Origin of the sequence: Staphylococcus auricularis (genome assembly GCF_001500315.1) — a bacterium.
Taxonomy (GTDB): Bacteria; Bacillota; Bacilli; order Staphylococcales; family Staphylococcaceae; genus Staphylococcus; species Staphylococcus auricularis.
The window spans coordinates 141,954-159,202 of record NZ_LLER01000010.1; the positions used below are offsets into that span (position 1 = coordinate 141,954).

10 protein-coding genes and 2 pseudogenes are annotated in these 17,249 nt (G+C 36.9%); 7 read left to right on the forward strand and 5 right to left on the reverse strand.

What is annotated here, in order from left to right; genetic code table 11:
- Positions 1-20: 20 nt before the first annotated feature.
- Positions 21-2,114: an AraC family transcriptional regulator Rsp gene (rsp, locus tag APS80_RS06490; protein WP_059107467.1), complete on the reverse strand. Its 2,094-nt coding sequence runs from the start codon at positions 2,112-2,114 to the stop codon at positions 21-23.
- A 960-nt stretch (positions 2,115-3,074) separates the two neighbouring features.
- Here rsp and APS80_RS06495 point away from each other — a divergent pair.
- Positions 3,075-4,516 (forward strand): annotated as a pseudogene (locus APS80_RS06495) (sucrose-specific PTS transporter subunit IIBC).
- A 127-nt stretch (positions 4,517-4,643) separates the two neighbouring features.
- Here the strand turns inward: APS80_RS06495 and APS80_RS06500 are convergent.
- A complete protein-coding gene (locus tag APS80_RS06500) occupies positions 4,644-5,582 on the reverse strand; it encodes a magnesium transporter CorA family protein (protein WP_059107468.1) in 939 nt (312 codons plus the stop codon).
- Between the two features lie 64 nt (positions 5,583-5,646).
- Complete coding sequence (locus APS80_RS06505; RefSeq protein WP_059107469.1) at positions 5,647-6,270, reverse strand: TetR/AcrR family transcriptional regulator; 624 nt, start codon at positions 6,268-6,270, stop codon at positions 5,647-5,649.
- Positions 6,271-6,427: 157 nt separating this feature from the next.
- On the opposite strand from APS80_RS06505, the gene APS80_RS06510 reads away from it, so the two are divergent.
- The 5 genes and pseudogenes from APS80_RS06510 (at position 6,428) to APS80_RS06530 (ending at position 11,806) form a co-directional block, all read left to right on the forward strand.
- On the forward strand, positions 6,428-7,717 hold the full coding sequence (locus tag APS80_RS06510) for a YhgE/Pip domain-containing protein (protein ID WP_059107470.1): 1,290 nt from the start codon (positions 6,428-6,430) through the stop codon (positions 7,715-7,717).
- A 232-nt stretch (positions 7,718-7,949) separates the two neighbouring features.
- Positions 7,950-9,616 (forward strand): annotated as a pseudogene (locus APS80_RS06515) (Na/Pi cotransporter family protein).
- A 141-nt stretch (positions 9,617-9,757) separates the two neighbouring features.
- On the forward strand, positions 9,758-10,171 hold the full coding sequence (locus APS80_RS06520) for a DUF2871 domain-containing protein (RefSeq protein ID WP_059107471.1): 414 nt from the start codon (positions 9,758-9,760) through the stop codon (positions 10,169-10,171).
- A 167-nt stretch (positions 10,172-10,338) separates the two neighbouring features.
- Positions 10,339-11,370: an NAD(P)/FAD-dependent oxidoreductase gene (locus tag APS80_RS06525; RefSeq protein WP_059107472.1), complete on the forward strand. Its 1,032-nt coding sequence runs from the start codon at positions 10,339-10,341 to the stop codon at positions 11,368-11,370.
- Positions 11,371-11,404: 34 nt separating this feature from the next.
- On the forward strand, positions 11,405-11,806 hold the full coding sequence (locus tag APS80_RS06530) for a GNAT family N-acetyltransferase (protein ID WP_059107473.1): 402 nt from the start codon (positions 11,405-11,407) through the stop codon (positions 11,804-11,806).
- 114 nt (positions 11,807-11,920) lie between these two features.
- Here APS80_RS06530 and glcP read toward each other — a convergent pair whose 3' ends face one another.
- Positions 11,921-13,279 (reverse strand): glucose transporter GlcP, encoded by a 1,359-nt coding sequence (gene glcP / locus APS80_RS06535; RefSeq protein WP_180991905.1) that lies wholly within the window; start codon positions 13,277-13,279, stop codon positions 11,921-11,923.
- A 335-nt stretch (positions 13,280-13,614) separates the two neighbouring features.
- Positions 13,615-15,300 (reverse strand): CDP-glycerol glycerophosphotransferase family protein, encoded by a 1,686-nt coding sequence (locus APS80_RS06540; RefSeq protein WP_059107474.1) that lies wholly within the window; start codon positions 15,298-15,300, stop codon positions 13,615-13,617.
- Positions 15,301-15,604: 304 nt separating this feature from the next.
- Here APS80_RS06540 and APS80_RS06545 point away from each other — a divergent pair, with 304 nt between their 5' ends.
- Positions 15,605-17,206: an L-lactate permease gene (locus APS80_RS06545; RefSeq protein ID WP_059107475.1), complete on the forward strand. Its 1,602-nt coding sequence runs from the start codon at positions 15,605-15,607 to the stop codon at positions 17,204-17,206.
- Positions 17,207-17,249 lie beyond the last annotated feature (43 nt).

Genomic DNA, 17,249 nt, shown 5'->3' on the forward strand with positions numbered 1-17,249 from the left:
CGCTGTAAATTTAACTCAAACTACGATTCAATCGCACTGACCCGTACATATTTAAGTGCAGCTTGCTCTAGGACGATATCAAACGAAAGTTGATTTTGTGGCACGACAGTCACTTCCGCTTTCGGTCGATTGGCTTGTTTTAAATACGTTAATATTTCCTTTTCAATTGCGTGAAGATTTAAATGGTCGGGTAGGGTGTGTTCGATTGTGCCATATGATGCATTCAGTGTTTGGATGAACAGCATCAGACTGTGGTCACTCGCTGGATAAATTTTAAAACGATGTAATTGATTCGGTTTTAAATGCTTTTCATCGTCGTTAAACAGTAATAAATGATACATATGATTCTCGTAGGCAATCATATACTGCTTGTGCACTGCAATCGGCTTATCATAAAAGGGGCGCAATAAACTATAGACATGTCTCAGCGGATGATATAAACCATAGTGATTGACCAATGCAACGTCTTCCGCATGATGTGAATAGAGTGCATAGCCAAGATTAATGTCTGACATAATAAATTGTAAGAATGGGCGCATCATTGTGGGTAACGCATTCTTTTGCCCTGACTTATGATCATTTAAGTCTTGTTGTGTCATATCGATGTAGGCAATGCGGGCGGGTGATAATTTCAAAGATGAAATCAACGTGCTTATTTTATCAAAAGCAATTTGAGATGAGGTTGATTCTATAGAAAGTTGGTGTAAAAAAGGGCTATCGATAAAATAGTAGTCCATTTTTAAGCGGTTTAATATCAAACGTGCTTGAGCCATGTTTGATGTTTGGGACAGGATGCCATTTAACGTTACATCAAATTCAATCGCAGGGTATTTTTGTTTCAGCTTAGTATAAGATAGATGGATGTCCTTTTGTGTCATGTGTTCCGTATCGAAGAGTAACATAAATTTTACTTTAGTTTTGCGAGTTAAGTAACTCGGTTTATATTTTAGAAATTGGACGATTAAGTTTTCAATCAGTTCAAAATCTTCGACTGAGTGGATGGTGATCGTCAGGCCGAATTGTTTGTTGAATAACTGATCAATCGCATCATTAATCATGACAAAGTGAATACTATCTTGGGTTAATCCTTCCGTATGATGAATTAACAGGTAAGGGTTGGGCAACATCGATGTTTCGATTGTTTCTAACGCATTGATATTTTGTTGATAGAGTGAAATGAAGTTATTTAATGTGATAAATGTCTTAGTAGTAGGTATGCGTTCAGCTAATGTTTGTGTGGTTAATTCTATATTGATGTGTTGATAATGGATTGGGTTACTGTAAGATTTAGACTGAATTAACTCCAGATAAGGTGTGATATCTTTATTGCGTAATTCGATATGGTATTTAAGTCGTCCTTCATACTGTGCTCGATAAGCGGTAGGCGTTAAGCCAACATATGATTTAAAGTGCTTTAAAAAGCTTGCATTACTGGAAAAACCAGAGCATTCAGCTACCGTGTGGACAGCTTGGTGCTGCTGAATGAGTAAAGGGATCGATGCAGCAATTTTCAAGCTTGATAGGTATTGTTTAAAATTCATGCCGATATGGTTCTTGAATAATATCGAGATATAAGATGAAGAAATATAAAAATGTTGGGCGACTTCAGTTGATGTAATCTTTTGATGGTGGTGTGCTGAAATATAATCTGTGATGCGTGTTAAGACATCACCCTCTGATTGATAAGTGGCGACATAGTTAGAATTTTGACTAATAAATGCTTCTTCAAACAGTAACAGGACGATATCTTTAAATAATGTATCATTGTTTTGACTGGTGGATTTTTTGTTTTGGATGAGCGTTAATATCGTATCTTGTAAATAATCGACGGAATGTATAAGAGAAGCATCAAAATAGCCCTCAAAGATATCAGGATGTGTCTTGTACAAAGTCGATAATGTGATATTAAGCTCGATGACATGTGTCCCTTGGTGGATTTGATACATATCACTGTGATTAATGATGACCATTTCGTTAGAGAGTGCGTGATGTTTGCCGTTGATCGAAAGGTCTAACGAAAGATCTAAACTAAATAATAATTTGATATGTCCGATACATCGTTTCGTATGCGTTTGTAAATGATCATGAATTTGTATATTATCTATTAATTTCATTGTTACGGTAAATCCTCAATTGCATTGTAAATATATTGTTAAGATTAGATAGTATTATACAACAAATTTTGAAGAATTATAATGCCTAAAATATTAAAATTAAAATTATGAAAAAAGGGAAACCGAGAGTAATTTAATATTGTACACTATTAAGTGAGCATAAATTATAATTTTTGGAGACATATCGTAAAAATTGCGTACTGTGCAAAATGTGAAATTTGGCAATAATATAGGTAGATTTTGATGATACTCAGCGTAAGTGTTTAGGCCGTATATAATTGTTTGAGTGAAGTAGATTTTTAATTCAGTGAGTAACGTTAAAATCTATAGAATCGTGTTGAAGATGAATATAAGACAGCTCTTTTATATATGGCTACAACACTGTTTAGTATATTGAATTGATGCATATCCCCTGAGCGAATCAAAATGATTGATAATCAACGCTCATCTCCAATGTCTTAAAACCCGTCAAACTCATCAAAGCTATGGTATACGTAGATAGAAAGTCACCACGTATGGGCATAAAAGTATGTGCAGCTACTCATAAAGCAAAGGCACATACATTTAAAATGAGGTTGTCTTTTAAAACATTGTGAAATCCACGCCAATCCAAGCCATTCTTCCACAGAGCAACTGTTTTAACAACCATCATACCCATTTATTTATGGAGATAGTGGTTAGGCTATAAACAACCAAGAAATGTATACTCCTATAATTAAAGATACGTTAGCCATGCGCAATTCAAGTTATACTAAAGGTGGTCACGTAGCATAACCTAAACACTTACAATTTAATTGAATATATTCGGAAATGATTGATGAACAAATACGCGCTAATCTAAATCATAACGTGAACTTTGTTTGACGTGCATGAATTCACTATTGCGTTCTTGAGTGGAACCGGTTACAATTATGTTAAAGTATTTTGGAACCGGTTCTATAGTATAGAGGAGGCAACCCGATGAACTATAAGAAGTCAGCAGAAGAGATACTACAAGCCATTGGTGGTAAGGAAAATATCCACTCTATGACGCATTGTGCAACACGACTTAGACTCGTGTTAAATGATGAAAGTCAGGTGGATGAAGCGGCATTATCCGAGATGGAAGTCGTAAAGGGCACATTTTCTACAGGTGGCCAATACCAAATCATCATTGGCTCAGGGACAGTAAACAAAGTATATAATGAGCTTGAAAAGGTAGGAGGTAAAGCAGATACGTCACACGAATCCGAAGAAGAACCACAACGCAAACAACACATGAACCCGATACAACGTTTTGTGAAATTACTTTCTGATATCTTCGTTCCTATCATCCCAGCGATCGTAGCTGGCGGTTTATTAATGGGATTGAATAATATCTTAACGGCACCGGGTTTATTTTACGATAAACAATCTTTAATTGAAGTCCATGATCAATTTGCGGGCTTAGCTGGCATGATTAATACCTTTGCGAACGCGCCGTTCACACTCTTACCGATACTCATCGGTTTTAGTGCAGCCAAACGCTTTGGTGGTAATGCATTCTTAGGTGCGGCACTCGGTATGATTCTCGTACATCCTGATTTGATGAACGCATATGAATATCCAAAAGCACTCGAAGCTGGTAAGGCTATACCACATTGGAATTTATTTGGATTGAAGATCAACCAAGTCGGTTATCAAGGTCAAGTCTTACCGATGCTCGTTGCTGCATACATTTTAGCTAAAATAGAACGTGGTTTACGTAAAATCACGCCGACAGTTTTAGATAATCTCTTAACGCCGTTATTGTCTATTTTTGTCACAGCGTTCTTAACGTTCCTATTTGTTGGACCGATCACAAGAACAATCGGTTACTGGATTTCAGATGGTCTAACTTGGTTATATGATATCGGTGGTGCCATCGGTGGTTTAATCTTTGGCTTACTTTATGCACCGATCGTAATCACAGGTATGCATCACAGTTTCATTGCGATTGAGACGCAATTAATTGCCGACAGTAGTTCAACGGGCGGTTCATTTATCTTCCCAATTGCGACGATGTCTAACGTGGCACAAGGGGCAGCTGCACTTGCCGCATTCTTTATAGTGAAAGAAAATAAAAACTCAAAGGGGTTGCTTCAGCTGCAGGTATCTCAGCACTCCTTGGTATCACTGAACCAGCTATGTTCGGGGTTAACTTGAAACTACGCTATCCATTTATCGGAGCGATTATCGGTTCAGGTATTGGAGCAGCTTACATTTCATTCTTTAAAGTGAAAGCCATTGCCTTAGGTACAGCAGGTATCCCAGGATTTATTTCTATCAGCGCAACGAATGGCGGTTGGTTACATTATGGAATTGGAATGGTTATCGCATTTGTGATCGCCTTTATCGTAACTTACGCCTTGTCATATCGTTCTACTTATAAAAATGAAGCATAAAAAATCATATAAATGAAAGAGACACACTGTTGTTAAGTGAGTGAGAACTCATAAACAGTGTGTCTCTTTTTTGAATTAGTATTAGTGTGTGTTATCGAATGAGTTATCGATCATGTGTGTTCGAGATTCAAAATTTCTTTTTACGCCAGAGCACTAATCCGACTGCTGAAATCAATGTGACGGAAATGGCGATGATGATTACCCAGGAAATATAACTGTGGTCATCTATCGGTAATGGGACGTTCATACCGAAAAAGCTAAAGACGAGTGTCGGTAGGGTGAGCAATACGGTAAATAACGTCAGTGTTTTCATCGTATTGTTCATCTCATTAGATAATAATGAAGCATACGAAGAAGTGATACTTTCTAAGATGTTGGTATACAGTTCTGTCGTTTCTATTGCTTGGTTGTTTTCGATAATGAGATCTTCAATGAGCTCTTCATCTTCATCAAACCGCTTGATGGAAGGCAAACGGAATAGTTTCTTTATGACGTTATCATTACCCTTCAGAGCATCTAAGAAATACACCAAACTTTTTTCAACTTCCATCAGATTATAGAGTTGTTTATTGGTAATATTGTTTTTTAACGAACGTTCGATACGTAAGCGCGTTCTATTTAATAAACGCAAATTTCGATTAAAGTGATTGGCAATTGTAAGTAAAATCGTTAACGCGAACTGACTGCGATAGTTCAAGTTAATATTTTGTCGTGCGTAAAATTCTAGAAAGTCATTTTCTTCACTACATACGGTCATGATTTTTTTATTACCGATGATGATACCCAATGGAATCGTAATAAACGATAATACCTTTTGATTGGTTTGATTGACGATTGGTAAGTCGATAATGATAAGAGAATAACCTGTGTCATCATCAAATTCGATACGGGCGCTTTCTTCAGTGTCTAATGGATCGCGTAGAAAATCTTCTGGAATATCGTATAGACCTATTAATGTTTCAATTTCTTCTCGTTCAGGATCCACAATATTGAGCCAAGCGACGTCTTGATCGAGTCTCGTTTCCTTAATCTCAAGTGAATTTTCATGTTTGTAAGCAGTTATCATCCTCATCGCTACCTTTCTCAGAAATCTTTCTTATCTTACCTGAAACCCTCAATGATGACAATAACTATTTAATCGTGCTATTTAAATGTTCATTGGCAACAAGACGTAATAGACCATGGAATATAATTTTAAAGAGATAGGTGGTAATGACATCGATATTTTCTCTGTTAGGGTCATTCACCCAATGCTTAATAAATGAAATCATCGCGCCGGAAACATAACTGTGAAAGTAATCCACCGGTATATTCGAAATATGTTGATTAAAGGCGACGTGTCTTGACATATTATCATAGAGTAGTTGACTGACTTTCTCTTCAATTTGTGTTTTACGGTCTAAGTTCATAATGACACTGTAAAACGCGAGATTATCTTGTATATGAAGCAACACGCTTCTTAGAATGTGCTTTGTAAAATCTTTGGCAAAGGTTTCAATGTCCGTATCTTTAGAAAGCTTTTCGAAATAACCGTAATCCAATCTCTCAGATAGAGATTGAATATATTCATCCTCTATGCGTTCAAGTAGAATATATTTATCGTCATAGTGTAGATAGAAAGTGCCACGATTAATATCTGCAGTTTCTGCGATGTCTTGAACTGTGATCTTATCGAGGTCTTTTTCTTTTAATAATGTAACAAATGCATCTTTAATTGCATTTTTTGTTTTGCGTATTCTGCGATCTTCAGCCATCATTTTTCTCCTTTTCTAAACAAATATATTGAATCCGTTGATTAGCGGACAAAATGCTAAAAATTTGTCATTGAGATTTATTTCTTAACGCTATTATAATAGACGATGCACTGATTAATCAACACAATGTCCAAAAACAGAAAAAGGAGATGTAAGCATGAATATTTTAAAAAATAAATTACTCTGGATTGCACCTATAGCAGTCCTCATTATATTAGCACTTTTTGCATTAGCTTTTTATCCAGCTTTTAACCCTAAACCTAAAGAAATCCCCATTGCAGTCGTGAATAACGATCAAGGTACTGATATTCAGGACAATCATTTAAATATAGGGAAAAAGATCTCTGATAATTTATTAGATAGTGATTCTGATACAATCGCTTGGAAACAAGTAGATTCAGAATCAGCGGCACGAAAAGGTATTGAAGATGGAAAATATTTTGGTGTAGCAATTTTTGATAAAAACTTTTCAAAAGACGCCATGAGTCAGACACAAAAAGTCATCATAGATGCGAAAAAAGAGGAAATGAAAGACAAAGTGAAATCTGGAGAGATTCCTCCAGCTCAAGCAAAACAAATGCAACAAAAAATGGCTCAATCTGGAGCTGATAGTGATATCGATGTCACTCAAGCGAAACTGAAAACGATCGTGAATAGTGGGGCATCTATGCAAGCTGCTCAAGTTTCAACCAACGTACTCAGTGGCATGAGTGATCGTATTAATAATCAAATTACGAAACAAAGCATCGAGACATTAGAAAAACAAGATGTGAAAGTGGATGCGAGTGACATTAATGGCATCAACACACCAGTGAAAGCAGATAACGAAAAAATTCATGAAGTAAAAGATCATCAAGCAGGTGGTAATGTACCATTCTTAATGTTCATGCCAGTTTGGATTGGTTCTATTGTTGTCTCTGTGCTACTTTTATATGCATTTAGATCAAGTAATAATATCACACGCCCACAACGTTTAACTGCGGCAGGTATACAAATGGCAATCGCTGTAGTGACTTCATTTGTCGGAGCTTTCAGTTATGTGCATTTCATGGGCGGCGTTCTCGGATTCCACTTTGATGAACCGAACAAGATTGCATTATTTATCGCTATCGCAATGATTGGGTTTATCGGTTTAATCGTAGGTACAATGACATGGATCGGTCTACCTGCATTACCTATATTCTTAATTGCCATGTTCTTTAGCATGCAACTGGTCACTTATCCGAAAGAAATGTTACCGGATTTCTATCAAAAATATATCGTCGGTTGGAATCCATTTACGCATTATGCGAATAGCTTAAGAGAACTCATCTATATGAATCACAGCATTCAATTAGATAGCACAATGTGGATGTTTATCGGCTTTATGATCTTTGGTGTGATCGCGATTGTGACTGCATCACTTATTAGAAAACATAGCGATAAAAGTTATCAAGTTCCATCATAATCTCGGTTTTAAAGAGGGGAATAACCAATACCCTTGTATAGACGGACCGGTACCTGAGTAAAATTAAGTAAACATCTAAGGTATAACGGCTTAGTTATATCAAGGATATCCATCATGCACCTCGCTTTAAAAAGTGTCACAGACCCCGAATTTTAATCTTAAATTTACATTAGCTTAACAAACTTTAGTTAGAATTGTTGTTGGTCAGAATTTTATTTTGTGAGGTGCAGATATGGATGCTTCGGTTATGGAAATTATCTTTACCTTTATTGGTGGTTTAGGTATTTTCCTCTATGGGATTAAGCAAATGGGTGATGGTTTACAAGAGGCAGCAGGTGACAGATTAAGAAGAATCTTAAACACATTCACAAGTAACCCGATTATGGGTGTACTTACTGGTATGCTTGTTACCATCTTGATTCAAAGTAGTTCTGGGACAACGGTTATTACGATAGGCCTTGTAACAGCCGGCTTTATGACAATGCGTCAAGCGATCGGTGTTGTAATGGGGCTAACATCGGTACAACAGTTACAGCATTTATCATTGGGATTAACGTCGGAGATTATGCATTACCAATCTTAGCTATTGGTGCATTTTTAATCTTCTTTGTACAAAAACGCATGGTTAAAAACATCGGTATGATTCTCTTTGGTTTTGGTGCACTCTTCCTCGGTCTTGAATTAATGAGTAGCGCAGTTGAACCATTAGCAGATCTTAAAGGATTTAACCAATTCATGTTAAATATGTCTAGCAACCCTATCTATGGTGTCATTGCTGGTACATTACTAACATTAATTGTACAAAGTTCTAGTGCCACAATTGGTATTTTACAAGGATTCTTTGAAAATGATCTTGTATCATTACATGGTGCGTTACCAATCTTACTAGGTGATAACATCGGTACAACAATCACGGCTGTATTAGCAAGTTTAGCTGGTACACTTGCAGCAAAACGTGTTGCATTAGCGCACGTTACATTTAACGTTATCGGTGCGACCATCTTCTTGATTGGTTTACCAGTCTTTGAATTCTTAATGGAAAGACTTCAAGAAGCAATTAACTTACAACCTAAAATGGTTATCGCTTTCGCACACGGTACATTCAACGTAACGAATACAATCATTCAATTACCATTTATTTTCGTCATTGCTTGGATTGTTACGAAAATTATTCCTGGTGAAGACATCAGTGAAAAATACAGACCTAAACCAGTGGATAAAAACTTGATCAATCGTGCACCAAGTCTTGCATTACAAGAAGTGCAAGAAGATATCCAAAACATTGGTCGCATGACTTTAGACATGTTGAAACAAGTTAATTCAACAGATCAAAAAGTAGCTAAAGAAATTGAACAAAAACAAATGGCAGTTGAAAACTTAAGCGACAACGCAAGAGAGTATCTCAATAAGATTTCTGAGAAAAACTTATCGAGAGACGACGCGGAACGACTTTCAGTACTGTTAGATATGAACCGCACATTAGCTAAAATTGCTGGTTTAACTCAGTCTTACAGTGAAGACTTGCAACAAGAAGAACGCGATAACATCAAAATTTCTTCTAAAGCACAACAAAGTATTGATACCTTATATCAATACGTCACAACTTCTTTCGAAAAAACAATCGATACAATCAATGTTTACGATAGAGTTGAAAAACTAGAAATTATTGAACGTAGTCAAGAATCTTACAAACTAGAACATGATTTACGTAAGAAACATATTAAACGTCTACGTTCAGGTGAATGTTCAATGCAAGGTGGATTACTCTACATCGATATGATTGGTATCCTAGAACGTATTGGTTATCATTCACGTAATATTTCTGAAGCAATGCTTACACTTGGTGAAGATGAAGGTACGATTTCATCAGAATCAAATCCAGAATGGTCTTATCAATAAGATTCATTTAAGTTCATGTGATAGACATAACCCCGATAGTGGACCTCGTAAGGTTCTGCTATCGGGGTTTGTTTTTGTTTGCGATATTGTCATTTTTATTTCGTGCAAAATATCCTATAATAACATCGAGGAGGACAATGTATGCGACGAATTTTATATGCGTTTTTATTTTATACGATTGTTGGATTATTGAGCGGCTTTTATTACCGTGAATTGACAGTAGCATATCATTTCACAGGTGATTCACAACTGGTCGTCGTGCACACCCACGCCTTAATCTTGGGTATGTTCATGCACCTCATTTTAATTGTGCTCGAAAAAGTATTGCATTTAAGTCAATATTATTTATTCAACTGGTTCTTTATTATTTATAATTTAGGTGTTGTCATCACGGTGGGCATGATGTTTATGAAAGGGACGTTCCAAGTCATGGGTAAAACGGTTCCCGAATCATTTGCTGGATTTGCAGGCATAGGTCATATGACCATCACAGTTGGCTTCATTCTACTCTTTTTCTTATTGAGAAAAGCATTGATCACAAATCCAAAAGCATAAAAGTCATTTTAAAAAGGAATGTCGGGGTGAACATATTCATAGATGTTTGCGTCGACGTTTTTCATATTATAAAGACAATATCATATTCAAATACTAGGATATTATTGATAATCCTTCTCACTTAATGCATAATTGGATTAACGACATAATACGTGGGAGGCAATCTAATGAAAGACATTACAATTATTGGTGGAGGCCCTGCAGGATTATTCGCGAGCTTTTACGCTGGATTAAGAGGGATGGATGTTCAATTGCTCGACGTTCAAGATAAACTAGGGGGTAAAATGCACGTCTATCCTGAAAAGATTATTTGGGATATTGGAGGAGTGGCGCCCAAACCTTGTTATGAAGTGATTTCAGATATCATTGATCAAGGGCTTCATTTTAATCCAGAAGTGCATTTAAAAGAACGTGTCATTGATATAAATAAAGTAGCTGAACAACATTTTGAAGTGAAGACGGAAGCGGGTCATACTTATGAATCTAAAGCGGTCATCATTGCGATTGGCGGTGGGATTATTAACCCTAAACAGTTAGAAGTGAAGGATGCAGATCGTTATCACTTAACAAACTTACACTATGTCGTGCAATCGTTGAAAAAATTCAAAGATAGAGATGTGTTGATTTCTGGATCTGGTAATTCAGCGTTAGATTGGGCGCATGATTTATCAGGTTATGCGAAATCAGTGACATTAGTTTATCGCAAAGCAGAAGTGCGAGGTTATGAGGCGTTAAGTCAAAAATTAGATGAACTCGATGTAACCAAATTGCCGAATACACAAATTAAACAATTAATTGGTGATGAAACGGAACATCATATTGCAGAAGTGGTACTTGAACATGTGAAGACCGGTGAAACGACGACTCGTTCTGTAGATGATGTGATTATCAGTCATGGTTTTGATCATGAAAGTAAGTTATTAGAGGAAGCGACGACTGAGATTGAAATGTACGATCAGTACCGTATTAGAGGTTATGGCAATACTTCGACGAATGTGGATGGTATCTTTGCATGTGGTGATATCATTCATCATGAAGCAAAAGTCCACTTGATAGCAAGTGCTTTTAGTGATGCGGGTAATGCAGCGAATTTAGCTAAACAATATATTGAACCTAATGCTGCCCCTGAAGGCTATGTTTCAAGTCATAACGATATCTTTAAAGCTTCGAATAAGGAAGTCATGCAACGTTATTTATAACTTTATGCTATGATGCTTTTAAAGGAGGAATGTCATGGTTGAGATCACTTATCGTATACCTACGCCAGAAGACTACTGTAACTTACGACTCGAAGCAGGGATGAGTGCGCGGTCTTTAGCAGCTGCAAAAAAAGGATTGGCCCACGCTTGCTTCACGGTAACCTTATATGAAGATGAACGATTAATTGGTATGGGACGTGTCATTGGTGATGGCGGCACAGCTTTTCAAATCGTCGACATCGCAGTGACGCCAAGCTATCAGGGTTATGGATATGGTAAAAGGATTATGAAAGAAATCATGACTTATCTCGAAAGTGTCGCAGAAGCGGGCACTTATGTAAGCTTAATTGCAGATTATCCTGCAGATCAACTCTATCAACAATTTGGTTTTCAAAATACTGAGCCTGAATCAGGCGGTATGTACAAGCGTTTTTAAATCGTGATCGTTAAAATAGGATAAATAAAAAAAGCGTCGATTGAACAGTTATACGTTCAACCGGCGCTTTTCTTTTGGGAAACATGGACGTTTAATACCATGTTGTTTTCGTGATTATTTATTAATGTTTGCTTCATTCGCATTCCTTTTAGAACGTAACTCAGCTTCAATTTGTTCTAAACTGCGTCCGCGTGTCTCTGGTAAGAATTTGATGACGAATAACATCGCAAAAATACCGATCACAGCGAAGATTAAGAATACGTAATGAATTGGCAATGCTTCAGATAACATTGGGAAGAATTTAGCTACGAGTAAACTACCAATAGATACAACGAGTGCAGCTAAACCTGTTGCAGCACCACGTGCACGCATTGGGAAGAGTTCTGGTAACATAACCCAGAAGACAGGGCCCCAAGTGAATCCGAAGAATAAGATAAAGATGGTTAAGCATAGGATGATGATCCATGCGGCTGAACCGACACCTAAAAGTGCGATTAAGATAGCCATGATTAACAGTGAACCAATCATACCAATGTTACCTACGATGAGTAGGCGTTTACGGTCAAATTTATCAATGATCATAATCGCAAAGATTGTTACGAGCACATTTACTGTACCGATACCCACTGTACCTAGAATTGAAGAAGATTTGGCAAGTCCTGCTTGTTCTAGGATAGAAGGTGCGTAATAGATGATGGCATTGATACCAATGATTTGTTGGAAGAGACCGAATACACAACCAATGATGATTGTTGGTAGTAGCCAAGGAGATGTAATGACATTCCACGTGCTTTCAGATACTTTGTTAATTTCACGCATTTCATTGATTTCTTGGTTGATTTCATCAGCTGGGAATGTGTATTGCATCACATCACGCGCAGCTTTTTCACTTCTATTTTCAAGCAACCAACGGGGACTTTCTGGCATGAAGGCAACCCCAATAAGTAAGATGAATGATGGTACAACAGCTAGCCCTAACATCCATCTCCAACCTTCAATAGGTGCAAATGCATAGTTAACTAAGTATGAAGCAAGAATACCGATTGTAATCATCAATTGGTTTAATGAACTAAGTGAGCCACGTTGTTCGGTAGGCGCCATTTCTGACAGATATACTGGCACAATGGCTGTAGAACCCCCTACAGCGAGACCTATTACGAGTCGGCCGATGATTAAAACGGCTACGGATGGTGCGAAGGCTAAAATAAGCGCACCTAAGATATAAACAATTGCAATCACGAATACAACGCGACGACGTCCCCATTTATCGGAGAACGGACCACTTGCGGCTGAACCGAAAATGGCACCGATTAACATGGCAGCAACGATGGTTCCTTCTACAGAACTACTAATTTGCATATCATCCTTGATGAATAATAATGCTCCGGAAATGACACCCATATCATAACCGTAGAGTAAACCACCGAGTGCCCCTAAGAAGAAAATTAACTTCTTATTGACTTTTATTCCCATAAAATTTTACCTCCTGAATTTTTTTACACATCGTAAGTATACGCTTTCATAAAATAAATGTAAATATTATTAATTTTCCGTGAGGACAATTTTAATAAGGAATAGTTGTAAAAGGTAAATTTATCTGTATTGGATATATCCACATAGGGGATAAGAGTGGAAGTCGCTATTCTTTGTGAAGGTTAAATATAAGAAAATCAGTTATAAAGCATAGATATTGTATGTAAAAAAAGTGGGAGCACCATCTAGTATCTTGAACTGATTGGATGTTCCCACTTTGGATTTCGTGTTTGAAAGCGATATGACTTCTTCTATTTATTTGTCAGTTTCAATCATTAAGACTTAGCTGCTTTTTGAATGAGATGTGCGATCGTTTCAAAAGCACGGTTATCTTGATTGATGAACGCATTCGATTTAATCGATGACATTTGGTAACTGATTAAATCATTGAGTAAAGCTTTGGCATCACTGTAACGTACCATCGCTAGTGCTTGCATGACATTTTCATAGACGCCACGTTCTTCAAGATAGGCATCATGATGCGGTGTATATTGTGAGATTGTTTTATTAACAGTTAACGCATCAAAGATAATAGATGAGTAATCAGTAAGGACCACATCAGCGACTAAGATTAAATCTTGTGTTTCTAAATTAGCTGGCGCATGAATGACATTTTCTGGAATATAGTCATTATGAGATTCTGTATGTGCTTTATAAATGACATTGTATTTGTTGAGTAATGCATCACTGATTGGTAATAAGTCATCTTCATCTTGGTTAGATTTCCATGTCGGTGCATAGAGCAACGTTGGTTTTTCTGGATCGAGTTGTAATTCCTTACGAATAAATTCAATGTAAGGTTTATCGTTGAGTTTATCGATTAAATAACGAACTCTTGGATAGCCGCAACCAATAATGTGTAAGTTATGGTTAGGGAATGCACTATTAAAATAAGGAATGCTATCATCTGAATCACAAATTAAATAATCTTGTTGTAACCATTTATTGTATTTACGTGCACGGTAGTTATAAATATTTAAATTTTGATGGGGTTCATGACTGTCTAGGAATAATTTTTTAATCGGTGTACCGTGCCATAACTGTACGATGGTTCCATTCGGTTTTAAATCATCAGGAATGTAACTTTCGAGTACGACAACTTTAGCAGTTTCGATCAGCGATTTCGTATCAGGGTCGTCTGGTTTTACAAAATTTGGTCCTTTTACGTCTTCAGTGACAAAATAAATCGGCGTACGTGTAGAATGTTTTGCTAAGTGATTAAACAAATAACGTGAATTGCCTCTAAAACCATAATCAAAGCCTAAAAATACGATATGATTTTCTACTTTGCTAGGATCTTTTTCATAGATATAACTTTGTTTTTCATGTTTTGTTTGTAAGTGTGACTTCACAGGTTGATATAACCAATGCGGCGTGAAAAAGCGACTGTATTTTAATAATTTATCCGTAAAACGGAGGTGTTTCGGCGCTGTTGTTTCACTTCGTTTAAATGGTAATTTATGACGATGTTCATAGGCTAATTTATTCAGATTAAAGTTGGTCGTTTTTGATAACTGACGCTCAGCAACTTGGTCCCACAATTGTTGTGAAGTTTCAAATGTGCGTTGGAAATCAAATACGACATGGCTGTCTACTTTTATTTGTGAATTAAGTAAAGAAAGCACGGCAAGATCGAATAGGTTTTCAACATTATATTGGTCTAAGATTGTCATCACAGTCCCTATATGGAAAATCACATTTGGATAGAGGTTAATGTTTTCTATCCATTCATTGAATGTGACATACTCGTGACCAAAGTAGCGACAGTCATTGAGATATTGATGATTGATGGTGTAATCAACGACGATCGTTTGATCTTCTAATGAAACTGCCGCAAGCATGTCGGGATAAACACTGATTTCATCAGATACGATGGTAAAATGTGTGAACCCTTGTTGAATTGCATTATGAAGTTGTGATTTTAAAGATGACCAATCATTCAGTTCGATTTGTTTTATCATAATAGACATCCTTCTATTCGCTTAATAATACCTTTATTTTACCATGTTTGTACGTTCATATTAAACTTTCGATATATTTAACATGAAGATTGTTAGAGAATAAGGACCCAAAGTTGAAATATAATATTCCACTTATAACACCAAAAGTAAAATTTTGAAATTAAATTTTAACTAGGACAAAGATAGATAAAAAAGAGTAAATATGCCTTAAAAATATGATTGTAATTCGCAAAGAAGGGTGGTATATTAATAATGTGAAAAAATTCACAAATAAAATCAACAGCGAAAGAAGAAGTGAAGCAACATGTTAGTAGAGAGTTTCAACCCCTTTAATCATATTTTATTATCGAGTTTAGTGGCAGCGACGCCTATTATTCTCTTTTTGCTATGTTTGACGGTGTTTAAAATGAAAGGAATCTATGCGGCAATGATTACGGTTGTCGTTACCTTACTCATCGCAGTATTCATCTTCCATCTCCCGAGAGGTATGGCATCAGGTGCTGTGCTAGAAGGTTTCTTTCAAGGTATCATCCCGATAGGTTACATCGTGATCATGGCAGTGTTATTGTATAAAATCACCGTTGAAACAGGTCAGTTTAACGTGATTCAAGACAGTATCACGAGCATTTCACAAGACCAACGAATTCAATTATTACTTATTGGTTTTGCGTTTAATGCCTTTTTAGAAGGAGCTGCAGGGTTTGGTGTACCTATTGCGATTTGTGCATTATTGTTAACGCAGCTCGGTTTTGGACCATTACAAGCAGCGATGCTATGTCTCATTGCCAACGCAGCTTCAGGCGCATTTGGGGCGGTCGGTTTACCTGTAGGTGTGATCGATACATTAAACCTACCAGGGCACATTTCAGCGATGGATGTCTCACAAATATCTGTGTTCACACTTGCGATTATGAATCTCTGTGTTCCATTTTTATTAATATGGATTATTGATGGTTTTAGAGGTATCAAAGAGACCCTCCCAGCCATCCTAGTAGTCAGTTTTACATTTGCGATTAGCCAAGCATTCATTACGTATTTTATGGGCCCAGAATTAGCAGACATTTTACCACCGCTCATGGCTATGCTCGCATTGGCATTATACTCTAAATCACATCAACCGAAGCATATTTTCCGCATTCAACAAGATGCTGAAGTATCGACGCCTGCACGCCATAGCGGTAAAGCGATTCTTTACGCGTGGAGTCCATTTATCATTCTCACTGGAATTGTCATGGTATGGAGTGCAGCCTCATTTAAAAAACTATTCTTACCTGGTGGCGCCTTACATCATTTAGTGATGAACTTTACGATTCCAGGGACTTATAGTGAATCAGCAAATAAATCAATTGTGTTAACATTGAATATTATTGGTCAGACTGGGACAGCCATTTTACTTGCGATTATTATCACTGTGCTCATGTCTCGTCAGATTGGTTTTGGAGATATGGGACGTTTATTAGGTGTAACGGTCAAAGAATTATGGATTTCGATTTTAACGATTTGCTTTATTCTTGCCGTATCGAAACTTACGACGTATGCAGGCTTAGCAAGTGCCATGGGAGAAGGAATCGCAAAAGCGGGTGGTATCTTCCCACTGTTATCACCGATTCTCGGTTGGATTGGTGTGTTTATGACTGGATCTGTAACGAACAACAATTCATTATTTGCGCCAATTCAAGCTTCAGTCGCGCAAAATATAGGCACGAACGGGGCATTGCTCGTTTCTGCCAACACAGCGGGTGGGGTTGCTGCTAAGATGATTTCACCTCAATCGATCGCTATTGCTACAGCAGCTGTTAAACAAGTAGGTAAAGAGTCAGAATTATTAAAAATGACGTTACGTTATAGTGTTGTGATGTTGCTCTTTATCTGTATCTGGACTTTAATATTAAATACATTGTTATAATCATCAAAAAGAGCTGAGACCATTCGTGTCTCAGCTCTTTTTC

What these genes read in the sequence shown, in the direction of transcription:
- APS80_RS06545 (WP_059107475.1), top strand. Translation starts at nt 15,605, where the DNA reads ATGTTAGTAGAGAGTTTCAACCCCTTTAATCATATTTTATTATCGAGT.
- APS80_RS06540 (WP_059107474.1), bottom strand. Translation starts at nt 15,300, where the DNA reads ATGATAAAACAAATCGAACTGAATGATTGGTCATCTTTAAAATCACAA.
- APS80_RS06530 (WP_059107473.1), top strand. Translation starts at nt 11,405, where the DNA reads ATGGTTGAGATCACTTATCGTATACCTACGCCAGAAGACTACTGTAAC.
- APS80_RS06520 (WP_059107471.1), top strand. Translation starts at nt 9,758, where the DNA reads ATGCGACGAATTTTATATGCGTTTTTATTTTATACGATTGTTGGATTA.
- APS80_RS06525 (WP_059107472.1), top strand. Translation starts at nt 10,339, where the DNA reads ATGAAAGACATTACAATTATTGGTGGAGGCCCTGCAGGATTATTCGCG.
- APS80_RS06505 (WP_059107469.1), bottom strand. Translation starts at nt 6,270, where the DNA reads ATGGCTGAAGATCGCAGAATACGCAAAACAAAAAATGCAATTAAAGAT.
- glcP (WP_180991905.1), bottom strand. Translation starts at nt 13,279, where the DNA reads ATGGGAATAAAAGTCAATAAGAAGTTAATTTTCTTCTTAGGGGCACTC.
- rsp (WP_059107467.1), bottom strand. Translation starts at nt 2,114, where the DNA reads ATGAAATTAATAGATAATATACAAATTCATGATCATTTACAAACGCAT.
- APS80_RS06510 (WP_059107470.1), top strand. Translation starts at nt 6,428, where the DNA reads ATGAATATTTTAAAAAATAAATTACTCTGGATTGCACCTATAGCAGTC.
- APS80_RS06500 (WP_059107468.1), bottom strand. Translation starts at nt 5,582, where the DNA reads ATGATAACTGCTTACAAACATGAAAATTCACTTGAGATTAAGGAAACG.